This window comes from Pseudonocardia adelaidensis (assembly GCF_039543345.1).
GTDB lineage: Bacteria > Actinomycetota > Actinomycetes > Mycobacteriales > Pseudonocardiaceae > Pseudonocardia > Pseudonocardia adelaidensis.
Window position 1 is genome coordinate 123,298 of the sequence record NZ_BAABJO010000017.1, and the last position, 16,651, is coordinate 139,948.

Annotated in this window: 15 protein-coding genes and 1 tRNA gene; 5 read left to right on the plus strand and 11 right to left on the minus strand. The window is 72.2% G+C overall.

Translation table 11 applies throughout. From position 1 onward, the window contains the following. Window positions 1-18 precede the first annotated feature (18 nt). The 3 genes from ABEA81_RS22820 to ABEA81_RS22830 form a co-directional block, all read right to left on the minus strand. On the minus strand, window positions 19-933 hold the full coding sequence (locus tag ABEA81_RS22820) for a carbohydrate ABC transporter permease (protein ID WP_345607321.1): 915 nt from the start codon (window positions 931-933) through the stop codon (window positions 19-21). Continuing rightward, a complete protein-coding gene (locus ABEA81_RS22825; RefSeq protein WP_345607322.1) occupies window positions 930-1,898 on the minus strand; it encodes a carbohydrate ABC transporter permease in 969 nt (322 codons plus the stop codon). The genes ABEA81_RS22820 and ABEA81_RS22825 overlap by 4 nt, the downstream gene beginning before the upstream one ends. Before the next feature lie 113 nt (window positions 1,899-2,011). Further along, window positions 2,012-3,418, minus strand: coding sequence for an ABC transporter substrate-binding protein (locus tag ABEA81_RS22830; protein ID WP_345607323.1), 1,407 nt, complete (start codon window positions 3,416-3,418; stop codon window positions 2,012-2,014). Between the two features lie 255 nt (window positions 3,419-3,673). Here ABEA81_RS22830 and ABEA81_RS22835 point away from each other — a divergent pair, with 255 nt between their 5' ends. Next, entirely contained in the window at window positions 3,674-4,759 is a 1,086-nt protein-coding gene (locus ABEA81_RS22835; RefSeq protein WP_345607324.1) for an ABC transporter ATP-binding protein, read from the plus strand. Window positions 4,760-4,814: 55 nt separating this feature from the next. Here ABEA81_RS22835 and ABEA81_RS22840 read toward each other — a convergent pair whose 3' ends face one another. Both ABEA81_RS22840 and ABEA81_RS22845 read right to left on the minus strand, forming a co-directional pair. Next, the gene (locus ABEA81_RS22840) at window positions 4,815-5,861 is read right to left on the minus strand and encodes a GNAT family N-acetyltransferase (RefSeq protein ID WP_345607325.1); all 1,047 of its coding nucleotides are present in this window, start codon (window positions 5,859-5,861) and stop codon (window positions 4,815-4,817) included. A gap of 71 nt (window positions 5,862-5,932) precedes the next feature. After that, a complete protein-coding gene (locus ABEA81_RS22845) occupies window positions 5,933-7,777 on the minus strand; it encodes a prolyl oligopeptidase family serine peptidase (protein WP_345607326.1) in 1,845 nt (614 codons plus the stop codon). A 165-nt stretch (window positions 7,778-7,942) separates the two neighbouring features. Here ABEA81_RS22845 and ABEA81_RS22850 point away from each other — a divergent pair, with 165 nt between their 5' ends. After that, complete coding sequence (locus ABEA81_RS22850) at window positions 7,943-8,371, plus strand: DUF1707 SHOCT-like domain-containing protein (protein ID WP_345607327.1); 429 nt, start codon at window positions 7,943-7,945, stop codon at window positions 8,369-8,371. A gap of 16 nt (window positions 8,372-8,387) precedes the next feature. Here ABEA81_RS22850 and ABEA81_RS22855 read toward each other — a convergent pair whose 3' ends face one another. The 3 genes from ABEA81_RS22855 to soxR form a co-directional block, all read right to left on the minus strand. Continuing rightward, window positions 8,388-8,765 carry a VOC family protein gene (locus ABEA81_RS22855; RefSeq protein WP_345607328.1) on the minus strand — a complete coding sequence of 126 codons (378 nt, stop codon included), beginning with the start codon at window positions 8,763-8,765 and terminating at the stop codon, window positions 8,388-8,390. Window positions 8,766-8,823: 58 nt separating this feature from the next. Then, on the minus strand, window positions 8,824-9,390 hold the full coding sequence (locus tag ABEA81_RS22860; protein WP_345607329.1) for a dienelactone hydrolase family protein: 567 nt from the start codon (window positions 9,388-9,390) through the stop codon (window positions 8,824-8,826). A gap of 157 nt (window positions 9,391-9,547) precedes the next feature. Further along, window positions 9,548-10,087: a redox-sensitive transcriptional activator SoxR gene (gene soxR, locus ABEA81_RS22865; RefSeq protein WP_345607330.1), complete on the minus strand. Its 540-nt coding sequence runs from the start codon at window positions 10,085-10,087 to the stop codon at window positions 9,548-9,550. Between the two features lie 54 nt (window positions 10,088-10,141). Here soxR and ABEA81_RS22870 point away from each other — a divergent pair, with 54 nt between their 5' ends. After that, window positions 10,142-11,656: an MFS transporter gene (locus ABEA81_RS22870; RefSeq protein WP_345607331.1), complete on the plus strand. Its 1,515-nt coding sequence runs from the start codon at window positions 10,142-10,144 to the stop codon at window positions 11,654-11,656. A gap of 24 nt (window positions 11,657-11,680) precedes the next feature. After that, the gene (locus ABEA81_RS22875; protein WP_345607332.1) at window positions 11,681-12,208 is read left to right on the plus strand and encodes a hypothetical protein; all 528 of its coding nucleotides are present in this window, start codon (window positions 11,681-11,683) and stop codon (window positions 12,206-12,208) included. A 30-nt stretch (window positions 12,209-12,238) separates the two neighbouring features. Here ABEA81_RS22875 and ABEA81_RS22880 read toward each other — a convergent pair. Together ABEA81_RS22880 and ABEA81_RS22885 are read right to left on the minus strand one after the other, a co-directional pair. Then, a tRNA-Pro gene (locus ABEA81_RS22880) sits at window positions 12,239-12,312 on the minus strand. Window positions 12,313-12,336: 24 nt separating this feature from the next. Continuing rightward, complete coding sequence (locus ABEA81_RS22885) at window positions 12,337-13,272, minus strand: metallophosphoesterase (RefSeq protein WP_345607333.1); 936 nt, start codon at window positions 13,270-13,272, stop codon at window positions 12,337-12,339. 45 nt (window positions 13,273-13,317) lie between these two features. Between ABEA81_RS22885 and ABEA81_RS22890 the strand changes: the two genes are divergently transcribed. Then, on the plus strand, window positions 13,318-13,785 hold the full coding sequence (locus tag ABEA81_RS22890; RefSeq protein ID WP_345607334.1) for a GatB/YqeY domain-containing protein: 468 nt from the start codon (window positions 13,318-13,320) through the stop codon (window positions 13,783-13,785). Between the two features lie 66 nt (window positions 13,786-13,851). Here the strand turns inward: ABEA81_RS22890 and topA are convergent, their stop codons facing one another. Continuing rightward, complete coding sequence (gene topA / locus ABEA81_RS22895) at window positions 13,852-16,560, minus strand: type I DNA topoisomerase (protein ID WP_345607363.1); 2,709 nt, start codon at window positions 16,558-16,560, stop codon at window positions 13,852-13,854. Window positions 16,561-16,651 lie beyond the last annotated feature (91 nt).

Consider the following 16,651-nt stretch of genomic DNA (forward strand, 5'->3'; position numbering starts at 1 on the left):
GGCGGGCCTGCTCCCCGGTCAGCCCTTGACGCTGCCGGCGAGCAGGCCGCGGACGAAGTAGCGCTGCAGGGCGACGAAGACGACCAGCGGGACGATGATCGCGACGAAGGCGCCCGGCGCGAGCAGGTACCAGTTGGACCCGCGGTCGCCGACCAGGTTGGCGAGGCGGACGGTCAGCGGGGCCACGTCGAGCGTGCCGCCGGCGAAGACGAGCGCGACGAGCAGGTCGTTCCAGACCCAGAGGAACTGGAAGACCGCGAACGCGGCGATCGCGGGTTTCATCAGCGGCACCATGATCGTCGTGAAGATCCTGACGTGGCCCGCGCCGTCCACGCGCGCCGCCTCCACCAGCTCCGCCGGGATCTCCCGCATCGAGTTGTGCAGCAGGAAGGTCGCGAGCGGCAGCGCGAAGGTGGAGTGCGCGATCCAGACCGTCCAGAACGTGCCGTTCAGCCCGGTGCCGACGAAGATCTCCAGCAGTGGCAGCAGTGCGACCTGCAGCGGCACGATCTGCAGGGCGAAGATCGCCACGAACAGCGTGTCGCGCATCGGGAACCTCGTCCAGGCGAACCCGTACGCGGCCATCGTGGCCAGGGTGATCGGGATCGCCACGGAGGGGAGCGTGATCAGGATCGAGTTGGCGAAGAAGCCGACGAGCGGCTGGTTCCCGCCGAACAGCACCTCGGCGTAGTTGTCGAAGGTGATGGCCGGGTTCGCGAAGAAGGTCCACCACCCGGTGCGCTGCACGTCGCGCTCGGGGCGCAACGAGGACAGGAACAGCCCGAACGTCGGGATGGTCCACAGCACGGCGATGACGATCGCGGCGAGCGACGCCCACGGGGAGGTGAGGCCCTTCTTCGCCGCCGCCGAGCGGGAGGTCGCCGCGTGGACGAGCCCCGTCCCGGTGTCACCGGTGGCGTCCAGGACGGTCATCGCGCGTCCACCTTCCGCATCTGCCGCACGTTGTAGACGACGATCGGGACCACCAGGAGGAACAGGATCATCGCGAGCGCCGAACCCATGCCCAGGTCGGACAGGCGGAAGCTCTGCACGTAGAACTCGTTCGCGACGACGCTCGTGCCGAACTGGCCGCCGGTCATCGTGCGGACGATGTCGAAGACCTTCAGCACCGCGATGCTGATCGCGGTGACCACGACGACCACGGCGGGCCGGATGCTCGGCAGCGTGATGTAGAAGAACAGCCGCAGGCCACCGACCCCGTCCAGCCGGGCCGCCTCGACGATGTCGCTCGGGATCGCCTTGATCGCGGCCGAGAGCACGGTCATCGCGAAGCCGGCCTGGATCCAGATCATCACGATGATCAGGAGCAGGTTGTTCCACGGCTCGGCGAGGATGAAGTTCACCGGCTCGAAGCCCAGCCACACGAGGAACTGGTTCAGCAGGCCGATCTGCTGGATGTTCTGCTGGTCGGGGCGGTACTCGTACACGAACTTCCAGATGATCGCCGCGCCGACGAACGAGATCGCCATCGGCAGGAAGATCAGGGCCTTCGCGAACGCCTCGAAGCGGGTGCGGTCCACCAGCACCGCGTAGACCAGCCCGATCGCCGTCGAGAGGATCGGCGTGATCACCACCCAGAGCAGCGTGTTGCGCAGCACGATCACGAGGTCGGGCTGGGTGAAGATCCGGATGTAGTTGTCCAGCCCGACGAAGCTCGCGCTTCCGGCGTCGAGGACGGACTGCACCGCCGTGCGAGCCGCCGGGTAGAGCAGCCCGACGAGCAGGAGCAGCAGCGCGGGGGCGGTGAACGCGATGCCGGAGACCAGGTCGGCGCGGCGTCCCCTCGCGCGGTCGGCGACGAGCAGGACCACGCCCATCACGGCGGCGAAGACGACCACCGCGACCAGCAGTTGCAGCAGTTTGTCGAGCAGGGTCAAGCCGGCTCACCTTCCGGGATCGCTCGCGGCCGAATGATCTCGGCACGCCGGGGGAGGCGCCGGGACGGACGGATCGCGCCCGTCCCGGCGCCGGGACACCGACGTCGGGCCTCCTACGAGGAGGCCGGCCAGGAATGCTCGATGAAGTTCAGCGTTTCCGTGGTGCTCTTGCCGGTGATCCAGTCGGTCATGCCACGCCAGAACGAGGCGGAGCCCACGGCTGCCGGCATCAGGTCGGAACCGTCGAACCGGAACGTCTTGGACTGGTCCTGCAGGATCTCGGCCGAGAGCTTGTCGATCGGGTTGGAGAGGTTGTTCGGGTCGAGCCCCGTGTTGGCGCTGATCCAGCCGCTCTGACCGAGATCGCTACCGGCCTTCGCCTTCGCGTTGGCCCACTCCGGCGAGGACAGGTACGCCTGGAACGCCTGCACCTCCGGCCGGTCGGAGAACGCGACGACGAACTCCGAGCCCACGAGGATGGTCTGCGGCGCGGTCGGGTTGATCGGCGGCAGCTCGAACGCGAAGGCCTGGCCGTTCTCCGAGATGTCGGTGCCCTCGGGGAAGTTGGCCGCGTAGAAGTTGGCCTGGCGGTGCATGTAGCAGGTGCCGTCGAGGATCGGCAGGCCGCCGTCCTGGAACGTCGTGGTGGCGATCGAGGACACGTCGCCGAGGCCGCCGTTGACGTACTCCGGGTTCTTCAGGATGGAGCCGACGCGGTCGAGCGCCTTCGCCACGCGCGGGTCGTTGAACGGGATGGCGTGCGAGACCCACTGGTCGTAGACCTCGGGCCCGTTCTCGCGCAGCATCACGTCCTCGAGCCAGTCGGTGAGCGGCCACCCCGTGGCGTCGCCGGAGCCGATGCCGGCGCACCACGGCTTGCCGCCGTCGGCCACGATGCGGTTCGAGAGCGCCACCATCTCCTCCCACGTCTTGGGGACGGTGTAGCCCTTCTCCGCGAACGCCTGCGGCGAGTACCAGACGTAGGACTTCACGTTCGAACCGAGCGGGGCGCCGTACAGGGTTCCGTCGACGCTGCCGGCGGACTTGAAGGTCTCCGAGTAGTACTGGTCGACGTTCGCCACCACGGCCTGCGGGGCGGGCTTCACGGCGCCGGGGCTCTGCGTGACCAGCGTGTTGATCATGCCGGGCTGGGGGACGTACGCGATGTCGGGCGGAGAACCCGCCTGGACGCGCACCGGCAGCTGCGCCTCGAACTCCTTCGAGCCCTCGTAGACGATCTGCGTGCCCGTGCACTCCTCGAACTGCTTGTACGAGTCGATGTGCGGCTGGTCCTCGGGTGCGACGATCGAGGTGTAGATCGTGACCCTGGTGCCGGACAGGTCGCCGTACTGAGAGAACGCGGCGCAGTCCTCTCTCGAGGAGGCGCCGTTCCCTCCGCCACCCGCGACGTTGCTGCCGCTGCATCCGGCGAGCACGAGGCTGAGGCCCAGCGCGGCGCCGACGACGGCCGTGCCGCGCGATGGTCTCCGCAGGATCGATCCGGACTTGGGGGCTGGCATCGCACCCTCCGCGTCGATGGGGACGGAGCGGGCAGGCCGCCCGCTCCGCGTGAGAACCGCGCAATGGAAGCGTTTACGCACAGAGCCGGGCAACAGGGCGCGGTAACGATGCCGTAACTCCAACGGTTCGTAGCCGATCACTCACGGTCCGTGTTGGGGCTTCTCCTGGAGTGCACTGCCATGGCAGGCTGCAAGCGCTTTACTCCCTCTCACTCGGATCGTCCGGCACGTTCCTGCCGGTGGAAGGAGCACAGCATGGCTGCTGTGACCTATGACAAGGCGACCCGCATCTACCCCGGGTCCACCAAGCCCGCGGTCGACTCGCTCGACCTGGAGGTCGCCGACGGGGAGTTCCTCGTCCTGGTCGGACCGTCCGGATGCGGCAAGTCCACCTCGCTGCGGATGCTCGCGGGGCTCGAGGACATCGACCAGGGATCCATCCACATCGGCGGCCGTGACGTCACCCGGGTCCCCCCGAAGGACCGCGACATCGCGATGGTCTTCCAGAACTACGCGCTCTACCCGCACATGACCGTCGCGGAGAACATGGGCTTCGCGCTCAAGATCGCCGGGAAGCCGAAGTCGGAGATCCAGCAGCGGGTCCAGGAGGCGGCGAAGATCCTCGACCTCGAGGACTACCTCGAGCGTCGTCCGAAGGCGCTGTCCGGTGGTCAGCGCCAGCGCGTCGCGATGGGCCGGGCGATCGTCCGCCAGCCGCAGGTGTTCTGCATGGACGAGCCGCTGTCCAACCTGGACGCCAAGCTGCGCGTCTCCACCCGCACCCAGATCGCCTCGCTGCAGCGCCGGCTCGGCATCACCACGGTCTACGTCACGCACGACCAGACCGAGGCGATGACGATGGGCGACCGCGTCGCCGTGCTGAAGGACGGGCTCCTGCAGCAGGTCGACACCCCGCGGGCCATGTACGACAAGCCGGCCAACGTCTTCGTCGCCGGGTTCATCGGCTCGCCGGCGATGAACCTGCTCCAGGTCGACCTCGACGGGGACACCCTGCACTTCGGCGGAGCCGACGTGAACATCCCGCGCTCGGCGGTCGAGGAGGTCGGCTCCACCCGCACCATCACCGTCGGCGTGCGCCCGGAGGACATGGAGCTCGTCAGCGCCGGGGCCGGGCTGGCCACCGAGGTGGACGTCGTCGAGGAGCTCGGCGCCGACGCCTACGTCTACGGCTCCACCGAGGTCGGCGGCGAGCGGCACTCGGTCATCGCGCGCGTTGACGGCCGCACCCCGCCCGACAAGGGCTCGGTGCTGCACTTCGCGCCGCGCCAGGGTCACCTGCACCTGTTCGCGGGCGACACCGGTGAGCGCATCGAGGCCTGATCGCTCGTAGTACGACGGCCGCAGCCCCGGGAGAGGATCCCGGGGCTGCGGTGTCTCAGCCGACGGGAGTGGGCAGCGGGGCCCGCAACCGCACCTCGGTTCCGAGGATCTCGGCCGCCGGGCGCAATCCCGCCCGGCGCAGCAGCCGCGTGATGCCGACGTCGTCCGGGCGGGCGCAGCCGACGAGCTCGGCGAGCCCCAGCTCCGCGGCCACCTCCGCGAGGCGCCGCAGCAGCGCCGTGCCGAGCCCGCGGCCCTGCCACCCGTCCTCCACCAGCACGGCGGCCCTGGCCGCTCCGGGGACGTCCGGCTCCGGGTCGAGGTTGGCGATGCCGACCGCGCTGCCGCCGTCGGCGGTGACGGCCAGCGCGGCGTGCAGGGCGGTGGGGGAGGCGGACGGGCCGAGCAACGCGGCCAGCTCCTCGGGCTGCAGCCGGGGCGCGGGGTCGAGGTAGCGGGAGCGCCGCGACGCCGGGGAGCAGCGGGCGTGCAGCGCGGCCACCAGCGGGCCGTCGGCGGGTTCCGCCGCCCGTAGCCGCACCTCCGAGCCGTCGCGCAGCAGCAGCCCGCGGTCCACGCCCGTGCTGCGCACCGGGGCCCGCATCGCCAGCTGCGTGGCCAGCTCCAGCAGTGCAGCGGCCCGGGAGAGCTCGGTGGCGGTGAACGGCCAGGGCCGCCCGACCTGGATCTGCTGGGTGCCGCCGCGCAGCGTGTGGACGTGCCCGGACGGCGGCGCGGCCGGGTCGACCAGGCGGGCCCGCAGCATCGTGGCCACCGCGCTCGGTGCGCTGCCCGGGTCGGCCGCCACCATCCGCGCGAGCGCCAGCGCGGTGGTGGCCGGGTCGGACAGCTCCGTGGCGTCGGCCCGCACCAGCAGCGTGCAGGGGATGGCGGCGGCCTCGACCGCGTCGACCAGCCCGGCGGGTTCCACGTGGTCGGGCACCTGCACGATCAGCTCGTCGGTGACCGAGCCGTCGTCGGCAGGCTCCCCGACCACGTGCAGGGACAGGATGTTGCAGCCGGCCCCGCCGACGGCGGTGGCCAGCCCGCCGAGCCGGCCGGGCTGGTCCGCGAGCTCGACGTGCATCCGCCACAGTGCCACGACCCCCAGCTTGCCCCTGCGTTGTTTCCGACCCGCTACCGCTGCGTGACGGCTCGGCGCCGGCCGGGTGATCAGGCGAGGGCCCGCCGCGCGAAGTCGATCTCCGTGGCCACGTGCCGGAGCGTCTCCTCCACCACGAGGCTCCCGTGGCCGGCGTCGAAGCGGCTCACCTCGTACCGGACGTCGCCGCGGGCGGCGAGGGCGTCCAGGTAGTTGTCCACCTGCCGGATGGGGCAGCGCGGGTCGTTCTCGCCCGCGAGCACGAGCACCGGCACGCGCACGCGGTCGACGTAGGTGAGCGGCGACGCGTCCCGGTACGCCTCCGGCCGCTCGGCGGGAGATCCGCCGAAGAGCGCGCGGTCGAACGCCCGCAGCTGCTCCATCTCGTCGGCGTAGGCGGTGAGGTAGTCGGCCACCGGCACTCCGGCGAGCGCTGCGGCCCACCGATCCGGCTGGGTGCCGACGGCGAGCAGCGTGAGGTAGCCACCCCACGACCAGCCCTCCACCACGCAGCGCCCCGGGTCCACCAGGCCGTCGGCCACACAGCGGTCGTGCACCGCGGCGACGTCCTCCAGCTCGGTCAGCCCGGGCCGGCCCTCGATCGCGTCCCGCCATCCGGAGCCGTAGCCCGTCGAGCCGCGGTAGTTGATCTCGACGACGACGAACCCGGCGTCCACCCAGGCCGCCCGGGCCGGGCTGAACCGGTCCTCGTCGGCGGCGTGCGGGCCGCCGTGCAGCGCGAACACGGCCGGGGCCGGGCCCTCGACGCCGGTGGGCCGCGCGACGAGGGCGTGCACCCGCCCACCCGGGCCGTCCACCCACAGGTCCTGCACCGGCACCGAGCCCGGGGCGCGCTCTCCCGGCGGCGCGACGAGCACGCGGTCGGTGCCGTCCGGGTGCAGCGCCCGCACCGCCGACGGTTCGGCGGCCGACGAGCAGGTGTACTCGACAGTGCCGTCGGGCCGCACCTCGGCCGAGCCCACGCACCCGGGCGCCACCGGCAGCTCGGTCAGCTCGCCGGACCCCAGGTCGTAGCGGTACAGCCGGGTGCGGGCGGCGGCCGTGTGCCAGACGAGCAGCCGCCGCCCGTGCGGGTGGAAGTCGGCGTGGACCTCGCCGGGCAGGTCGAGGGAGATCTCGCGCTCGGTGTCGGCGAGCACGTCCCACAGCAGCAGCTCCTCGCGGCCGTGCCGCTCGTGCAGCAGCAGGAGCGTGCCGTCCCCGCGGATCGGGGCGAACACCAACGGGGTCAGGCCCTTTCCCGGCCCGTCCGACTTCTCGGCGACGAGGCCGCCGTCGGACACGCGCACGACCCGCACCGCGGGGTGCCGCGAGTCGCCGTGCTCGGAGTGGCTGATCGCGAGCAGCGTCTCGTCCTCCGAGAGCGCGCCGACCCCGGCGTCCTCCGCGTGCTGGTAGACGACCTCGGCGGGGCCGTCGCCGCGCCGCAGCCAGATCTTCGTGCCGTCGTCGGTGGACGTTCCGGCGGCCACCACCGCGCGCCCCACCTCCAGCCCCGCCGGGTAGCCGTCCTCCACGGCGGGGAGGGCGACCTCCGGCGCCGTGTCGACCGGCAGGCCGGCGAACGGTTCACGCACCCAGTGCCCGAACTCGTCGCCGTCGGTGTCGGCGAACCACCAGACCGACCCGCCGTCGGGCGGCAGCGTCGCGATGTGGGTGCCGCTGCGCCGGTCGGTGACCCGTCGGTGCTGGTCCGTGGCACGGTCCCACACGTACACCTCCGTGGTCCCGCTGGCGTTCGAGGTGTAGACGCAGCGGTCCGGCGCGTCGCGTGCCCAGGCCGGCCGCGACATCCGCGGCGCCGTGAACCGGGCGCGCCAGCGCTCCTCGCGCTCGTCATCGAAGAGTCGGTCCGGGACGGGGGCGACGGGGTGCTCGGTCACCCCCCGGATCATGCCCCAGCTACCCGCCGAGTTCGGTGACACTCGATCGGGTGACTTCTCTGCGATGATTCGTAGGTGAGCGAGCTTGGGAGCTCACCAGAAGACAGAGCTTGCGAGCTCACCGGAAGACACAGCAGCGTCGCGAGCGCGGCCGACGAGCGTCAGCGAGGAGGGGGCGTGAGCGAGCCGGTGCGACCCGAAGACATGCGCATCTCGGACGCAGAGCGGAACGAGGTGCAGGACCGGCTGCGGCGGGCCCACGACGTGGGCCAGCTGGACCTCGGTGAGTTCGACGAGCGGGTCAGGTCCGTCTGGGCGGCCCGCACGCGCGGCGAGCTCGCCCGCATCACCGCCGATCTCCCGGTGCCCCCGCCCGAGCGCGGGCACCGGACGGTCTTCTCCGACACCGGCGGTGGGGTCACGATGCGCGTCCTCACGATCGTCTGGGGCAGCCTCGCCGCCGTCAACTTCGTGGTGTGGGGGCTGATCGCGGTGAGCACCGGCCACTTCCTCTACCCGTGGTGGATCTGGGTGGCGGTGCCACCGGGTGTCGCGCTCGCGGTGCTCTACGTCGCCGGGATCGGCCGCCCGCCCCGCAGCGGCTGAGCGTCGCGTCGCCCGCTCACTCGTTCACGAAGAAGCAGAACGGGTGCCCCGCCGGGTCGAGGAGCACCCGCACGTTCTCCTGGGGCTGGAACTCGGCGAGCGTGGCGCCCGCGTCGAGCGCGTAGGCGACCGCGCCTTCGAGGTCCTGGACCTCGATGTCCAGGTGCAGCTGCATCTGCTGCCGCTCTCGTTCCGCCGGCCAGGCCGGGCGGGCGTAGAGCTCCTCGAGCTGGAACGACAGCCCCGGCCCGCCGCCGGGCGGGCGGAGCGTGACCCATTCCGGGTCGTCCTGCACCGCGGGCCAGCCGAAGAGCTGCTGGTAGAACGCCGCGAGTGCGCGGGGATCCGGGGTATCGAGCACGGTGGCGGACAGCGTGAGGGCGGGTCGCTCCATGCCGCGCAGTCTGCTCGAACGACCCGCCCTCGCGCAGGGAACGTGCTCACCCCGCGCGTCAGCCGGTTCTCCGCAGGAACTCGAGCGCCCGTCGCGTGACCAGTGCCGCGGCGGCCTCGTCGTAGTCGGGCGATGCGGGGTCGGTGAACAGGTGCCCGTCGCCCGGGTAGAGGAACAGCTCCGCCGCCTCGACGGCCCCGACGAGCTCCTGGGCCACGTGCACGTCGCCGAGCTCGTCGAGGGCCATCGTGTGGATCTGGAGCGGCACGCCCGCCGGCCACGAGCCACCGTAGAAGGAGAGGGGAACGCACCCGTGCAGGAGCAGTGCGCCCTTCGCGCCCGGCCGGGTCTGGACGATCATCTGTGCGGGCATCGCCCCGAGGGACATCCCGGCGGGGACGACCGTGGCGGGCAGCGCATCGACCGCGCGCCGGCCGCGTTCGACGATCGTGTCGAAGCCGACCTCCTCCGCGTGCCTGACGCCGGCGACCACCGAGGTGAAGGTGCGGCCCTCGAACAGGTCGGGCGTGTGCACGACGTGGCCGGCAGCGCGCAGGGTGTCGGCGAACGCGACGCAGCCGGGGGTCAGGCCCAGTGCGTGGTGGAACAGGACGACCTCGGCCACGCGGCCGGTGTCACTTCCGGTCCGCGATGCGCGTGATGATCGCCAGGATCGCGATGAGCAGCAGGACCGAGGGGAGGAAGATCGTGACCGTCCAGTAGTCGAGGATCCAGTCGTAGGGCGTGTCCATCTGCCATTCCTCCGCGAGGCAACCAGCCGGTCACTCCCGACGGTACCCGTCGATCTGCCCGTCGGCCGGGCCGGGGGAGCTTCGTGTCCGTGATGTGCTCGCCCGCTGTTCCTTCCTGAGGGCCGGCGTGAGCAGGCGGCGCGGGCCGCTACCCTGCTCGCCGAGCCGGTCGTCGCGGTTGCGCAGGAGGCACCGGTCCAGGGAGAGGCAGCCGCAGCCGATGCAGTCGGCCAGGCTGTTGCGCAGCCTCGTGAGCTGGTCGATGCGCGTGTCGAGCTCGGCGCACCACGCGGCGGACAGGCGGGCCCAGTCGTCCCGGTCCGGCGTGCGCCCGTCCGGCAGCGTGCCGAACGCGTCCTTGACCATCCGCAACGGGATGCCCACGCGCTGGGCCACGCGGATCACGGCGACGCGACGCAGCGTCTCCCGCGGGTAGCGGCGCTGGTTGCCGCTCGTGCGGCGGCTCGAGATGAGCCCCTTCTCCTCGTAGAAGTGCAGCGCGCTCACCGCGACACCCGAGCGGGCCGCGACCTGGCCGACGGTGAGCTCGGCGGGTGGGGTGCTGGTCACAGCGCGAGAATAGCTCCTTGACCTCAACCATGCCTGAGGTTTCACGCTCGGGCGGTGACCGATTCTGCCGCCATGCGCGGCGAGCGGGCCGGCGTGCGCGAGTGGACCGGCCTGGCCGTGCTCGCCCTCCCGGCCCTGCTCGCCTCCCTCGAACTGACCGTGACGCATCTCGCCCTGCCCGCGATCGCGGCCGATCTGGCCGCCAGCAGCACGCAGCTGCTCTGGATCGTCGACGTCTACGCGTTCCTGCTCGCCGCGGTCCTGATCCCCGTCGGCGCGGTCGGCGACCGCGTCGGCCGGCGCCGGGTCCTGCTGATCGGCTCGCTCGGCTACGGCGTTGCCTCCGTGCTCGCCGCGTACGCACCGGACCCCGCGCTGCTGATCGCCGCCCGGGCCCTGATGGGGGTCACCGGGGCGACGCTCATGCCGTCGACGCTGTCGCTCACCGCCGCGATGTTCCGCGACGCGCACCAGCGCGCCGTGGCGATCGGTGTGATCGTCGCCAGCGTCTCCGGCGGGACCGCCATCGGGCCGCTGGTGGGTGGCTGGCTGCTCGAGCGCTTCTGGTGGGGATCGGCGTTCCTCCTGGCCACGCCCGTGATGGCGGTGCTGCTGGTGGCGGGCCCGCTGCTGCTCCCCGAGCACCGCGCACCCCGGCGCGGCCGGCTGGATGTCGCGGGCGCCGTGCTGGTGTTGCTCGCCGTCCTCCCGGTCGTCTACGGGCTCAAGCAGGTCGCGGCCGACGGGCTCGACGTGGTGCCGGTCGGGGCGGTGGTCGTCGGGGCAGCGATGGCCGTGCTGTTCGTGCGCCGCCAGCGCCGACTGGCCGACCCGCTCGTCGACCTCGGGCTGTTCGCCGACCGCGCGTTCCGCACTGCGGCCGCCACCCTGACGTTCGGGATCTTCGTGCTGTGGGGCTCGAACTACGCCATCGCCCAGTACCTGCAGCTCGTGGCGGGACTGTCCCCGCTGCACGCGGGCCTGTGGACGGCCCCGTCGGCCGCGGGCGTGATCGCCGGCTCGCTGCTGGCCCCGCGGATCGCCCGGCGCGTCCCCGCGGTCGTCGTGATCGGGGTCGGGCTGATCGTCTCCGCGGTCGGGTACCTGGTGCTGGCCGCGGTCGCGCCGTCCGGCGACCTCGCGCACCTCGTGCTCGGCGCGATCGTCGTGTCCGCGGGCCTCGGGCCGATGATGGCGCTCGCCACGGACATGGTCGTCGGGTCCGCACCGGTGGAGCGAGCCGGCGCGGCCGCGGCGATCTCGTCGACGGCCCCCCAGATCGGCGGCGCGTTCGGTGTGGCCGTGCTCGGCAGCATCATCACGGCCGTCTACCGCGATGCGATGGCCACCGACGTCCCGGCCGGGGTACCCGACACCGCGGCCCACGCGGCGCGCGACAACCTCGGCACCGCCGCCGCGGCCGTCCGGCAGCTTCCCGCGTCGCTCGCCGATCCGCTGCTGGGTGCGGCGCGTGCCGGGTTCACATCGGGGTTCCACGTGACGTCGCTCGTCAGCGCGGTGCTGATGGTGCTCCTCGCGGTGCTGGTGCTCCGGCGTACCCACGGCTGACCCGGTCGCCGCTACCTTTGTCCCGTGGACACCACTGCCGTTCCCGTGCCGCGGGTCCTCGTGATCGGGCTCGACCCGTTCCGGGTGCCCGGGCCGTGGGACCCCACCCCGGTGGCCGACGCGGTCGCGGTCGGCATGGCGCGTTTCGCCGACGCAGGCGTCGAGGTGGAGAGCTGCTTCTTCGGACTCGACGGGAGCGACGACATCGAGGCGGTCGTCACCGAGGCGCTCGAGCGCCGGCCGTGGGAGGTGGTCGTCGTCGGCGGCGGCGTCCGCGAGCCGGAGGACCAGCTCGACCTGTTCGAACGCGTCATCAACCTCGTGCACCGGCTCGCACCCGGCGCCGCCATCGCCTTCAACAGCACGCCATCGGACACCTTCGACGCCGCGGCCCGCTGGCTGGGCCGACCGCGATCAGCACCGACGAAAGAGGCCCCACCGGGGTCCGCGTCAGTCCGGGTGCGCCCGCCATGCGGCGACCGTGGTGCCGATGAGGAGCCCGGCACCCCCTTCTGGGCCGAGCAGGAAGAAGACCCTGGCCAGACGCCTTGAGCAAGGTTTCCGACCAGGGTCCTCGTGATGTCGGGGTGACAGGATTTGAACCTGCGACCTCTTCGTCCCGAACGAAGCGCGCTACCAAGCTGCGCCACACCCCGATGGCCCGTGGGCCGCGGTCGAGTCTAGCCGACGTCCGCAGGCGCCGACGCAGGGGTGGTCCGGGCCGCGGAGGCCACCGACGGCCGGGGCACGAGGGTGAGCAGCGTGGCCTCCGGAGGGCAGGCGAAGCGGACCGGGGCGAAGGGCGATGTGCCGAGCCCGGCCGAGACGTGCAGCCACGTGTGGACCCCCCAGCGGGACGCGCCGCGGGCGCGGGAGCGGTCCAGCCCGCAGTTCGTGACGAGCGCGCCGACGCCGGGGACGCGCAGCTGCCCGCCGTGCGTGTGGCCCGCGACGACGAGGTCGTAGCCGTCAGCGGCGAACCGGTCGAGCACCCGCGGTTCGGGGGAGTGGGTGAGGCCGAGGCGCAGGGCGGCCTCGCGGTGGCCTGCGACGCGGTCGTAGCGGTCCAGGCCGAGGTGGGGGTCGTCCACCCCGGCCGCGGCGATGTCGAGGCCGTTCACGGTGAGGTCGACCCGGGCGTGCGTGGCGTCGTGCCACCCGCGCTCCAGCAGTGCCGCCCTCAGGTCGCGCCACGGCAGCGGCTCGCCGTGGCTGCGGCGGGTGCTCTTCACCAGGTAGCGGGCGGGGTTCTTCGGGGTCGGGCCGAAGTAGTCGTTGCTGCCGAACACGAACAGCCCGGGCAGGTCGAGCAGCGGGCCGAGCGCGGCGATGGCGGCCGGGACGGCGCGCGGGTGGGCGAGGTTGTCGCCGGTGTTGACGACCAGGTCGGGCTCCAGCTCGGCCAGCCGGGCCACCCACCTTTGCTTGCTGTGCTGGCGGGGCGTGAGGTGCAGGTCCGAGATGTGCAGCACGCGCAGCGCCCGTGCGTTCGCCGCCAGCACCGGGAGCGTGCGCTGCCGGAGGGTCCACCTGCGGCGCTCGATGCCGGCCGCGTAGGCGAGGGTGGCCGCACCGGTGGTGGTCGCGCCGAGCGCGACCCGAGCCCAGCTGTTCACGTCTGCAGGGTACGTCCGACGGGGAGTGCATTAGCGTGCGCTCCCGTGAGCACCCTCAAGGAGCGGCTGCGGTCCGACCTGACCGCGGCGATGAAGTCCAGGGACGAGCTGGTGAAAGCCACTCTGCGGATGACGTTGACGGCGATCGGCAACGCGGAGGTCGCGGGTGCCGAGGCCCGGGAGCTCGGTGACGACGAGGTGCTCGCGATCATCCGCAAGGAGGCCAAGAAGCGCGCCGAGTCGGCCGAGGCGTTCGCCGGGGCGGGCCGCGACGAGCTCGCCGCACAGGAGCGCGCTGAGGGGGAGGTGCTGGCCCGTTACCTGCCGGCACAGCTGTCCGACGACGAGCTGTCCGAGATCGCCCGCGCCGCCGTGGAGCAGACCGCTGCCGAACTCGGCGAGCGGCCCGGCCAGCGACAGATGGGCCAGGTGATGAGGCACGCCACCGCTGCGGCCGCCGGCCGGGCCGACGGCAAGCGCCTGGCGACGGCGGTGCGGTCGCTCCTCGCCTGACCCGAGAGCGCACCATGGGGCCGTCGTGCTGCTGGGGGCAGAGCCGCGGCCCCGCGGTGCGGGTTCTCAGCTCTTCGAGTCCGCCTTCTTGCGCGGAGCGGCCTTCTTGCGTGCGGGGGCCTTCTTGGTGGTGGTGCCGGCCTTCGCACGGCGCTCGGCCAGCAGCTCGCTCGCCCGCTCGTCGGTGATCTTCTCGACGTCGTCGCCCTTGCGGAGGGAGGCGTTGGTCTCGCCGTCGGTGACGTACGGGCCGAACCGGCCGTCCTTGATCACCATCGGCTTGCCGGTGGCCGAGTCCTTGCCGAGCTCACGCAGCGGCGGCGTGGCGGCCGCCGTGCGGCGCCCGCGCTGCTTGGGCTGCTTGTAGATCTCCAGCGCCTCGTCGAGCGTGACGGTGAACAGCTGCTCCTCGTTGGCGAGGGAGCGCGAGTCGCTGCCCTTCTTCAGGTAAGGCCCGTAGCGGCCGTTCTGGGCGGTGATCTCCTCGCCGCTCTCCGGGTCGACGCCCACCAGCCGCGGCAGCGACAGCAGCTTCAGCGCGTCCTCGAGCGTGACGGACTCGGTGGTCATCGACTTGAACAGTGAGCCCGTGCGGGGCTTGGGCTTCGCGGGGGCCTTCTTCCGGCCGTTGCCGTTGGTCTCCGCCGGTGTCTCGGTGTCCGGGAGGATCTCGGTGACGTACGGCCCGTAGCGGCCCTCCTTGGCGACGATCTCGTGCCCGGTGACTGGGTCGACGCCGAGCGAGCGGCCCTCCTGCGGCACCGAGAACAGCTGCTCGGCCACCTCCGGGGTGAGTTCGTCGGGGGGCAGGTCGTCGGGCAGGTTCGCCCGCTGCGACACCCCGTCGCGCACGCGCTCCAGGTAGGGCCCGTAGCGGCCGACGCGCACCACGACGTCGTCGAACACCGGCACCGAGTTGATCTCGCGAGCGTCGATCTCCTCGAGGTTGACCCCCACGAGCTTCTTCAGCCCGCCCGAGCGCGCGACGGACCCCTCGCTGCCGGTGTCGGCGCCGAAGTAGAAGCCCGAGAGCCAGTCGGTGCGGTGCTGGGTGCCCTGGGCGATCGCGTCGAGCTCGTCCTCCATCGCCGCGGTGAAGTTGTAGTCGATGAGCCGACCGAAGTGGTGCTCCAGCAGCCCCACCACGGCGAACGCGATCCAGGACGGCACGAGTGCCTGTCCCTTCTTCCACACGTAGCCGCGGTCCTGGATGGTCTTGATGATCGACGCGTAGGTCGACGGCCGCCCGATGCCGAGATCCTCGAGCGCCTTCACCAGGCTCGGCTCCGTGTAGCGCGCGGGCGGGTTGGTGGTGTGGCCCTCCGGGGTGAGCTCGGCCGCCGTGAGCGGCTGCCCCTTCACGAGCTCGGGCAGCCGGGACTCGGCGTCGTCGGCCTGGCCGTCGCTGCCCTCGTCGAGGGTCTCGACGTAGGCCTTGAGGAAGCCGGGGAACGTGATCGTGCGGCCCGACGCGGCGAACGTGACGTCCTCGCCGGTGGCCGCCGTGCCCGCGATCCGGACGCTGACGGTGGTGCCGCGGGCGTCGGCCATCTGGGAGGCCACCGTGCGCTGCCAGATCAGCTCGTAGAGGCGGAAGTCGTCGCCGTCGACCTCGCCCGCGATCTCGCCCGGGGTGCGGAAGGTCTCGCCCGCCGGCCGGATCGCCTCGTGCGCCTCCTGCGCGTTCTTGACCTTGCGCGTGTACTGCCGCGGCTGCGGCGAGACGTACTCCGCGCCGTACAGCTCGCGGGCCTGCGTGCGGGCCGCCTGGATGGCCGTGTCCGACAGCGTGGTGGAGTCGGTGCGCAGGTAGGTGATGTAGCCGTTCTCGTAGAGCCGCTGCGCGCTGCGCATCGTGCGGTCGGCCGAGAAGCGCAGCTTCCGCCCCGCCTCCTGCTGCAGCGTGGACGTCATGAACGGCGGGTACGGCCTGCGGGTGTACGGCTTCGACTCGACCGACTCGACGGCGAGGTCGCGGCCCTCCAGGGCTTCCGCCAGGCGACGGGCGCTCGCCTCGTCCAGCGCCCGCGCCGCATCCTTGCCGCGTGCCGACTTGAGCTGCCCGTCGGGGCCGAAGTCGCGGCCGGTGGCCACCCGGGTGCCGTCCACCCCGACCAGCCGGGCCGGGAACTGGCGCGGGCTCGCCTCCGCGCCCGCGTCCAGCAGGGCGGCGATGTCCCAGTACGACGCCGGCACGAACGCCATGCGCTCGCGCTCGCGCTGCACGATGATCCGCGTGGCCACCGACTGCACCCGGCCGGCCGAGAGCCTCGGCATGACCTTCTTCCACAGCACGGGGGACACCTCGTAGCCGTAGAGCCGGTCGAGGATGCGGCGGGTCTCCTGCGCGTCGACGAGGTCGTGGTCGAGGTCGCGCAGGTTCTCCACGGCCGCGCGGATGGCCGGCTCGCTGATCTCGTGGAAGACCATCCGGCGCACCGGGATCTTCGGCTTGAGCGTGTCGAGCAGGTGCCAGGCGATGGCCTCGCCCTCGCGGTCGGGGTCGGTGGCGAGCAGGATCTCGTCCACGGACTTCACCGCGTCCTTGAGCTCGGCGACCTTGCCCTTCTTCTCGGGCGTGATGATGTAGAGCGGCGCGAACTGGTTGTCGACGTCGACGCCCAGCCGGGCCCACGACTCACCCTTGTACTTGGCCGGCACGTCCGCCGCTCCGCGCGGCAGGTCGCGGATGTGCCCGACCGAGGCCTCCACGATGTAGTCGCGCCCGAGGAACTGCTGGATCTTCTTGGCCTTCGTGCCGGACTCGACGATCACCAACCGTCGGGTCGGCCGCCCGTTGGCCGCGCCGGTGGACGTGCCGGTACGCCGGCCGCCCCCCGCCGCGCGGCCGCCGCCCGCGCCCTTG

Coding starts and splice junctions, on each gene's coding strand:
- ABEA81_RS22820 (WP_345607321.1), bottom strand. CDS start 933: ATGACCGTCCTGGACGCCACCGGTGACACCGGGACGGGGCTCGTCCAC.
- ABEA81_RS22830 (WP_345607323.1), bottom strand. CDS start 3,418: ATGCCAGCCCCCAAGTCCGGATCGATCCTGCGGAGACCATCGCGCGGC.
- ABEA81_RS22835 (WP_345607324.1), top strand. CDS start 3,674: ATGGCTGCTGTGACCTATGACAAGGCGACCCGCATCTACCCCGGGTCC.
- ABEA81_RS22845 (WP_345607326.1), bottom strand. CDS start 7,777: ATGATCCGGGGGGTGACCGAGCACCCCGTCGCCCCCGTCCCGGACCGA.
- ABEA81_RS22855 (WP_345607328.1), bottom strand. CDS start 8,765: ATGGAGCGACCCGCCCTCACGCTGTCCGCCACCGTGCTCGATACCCCG.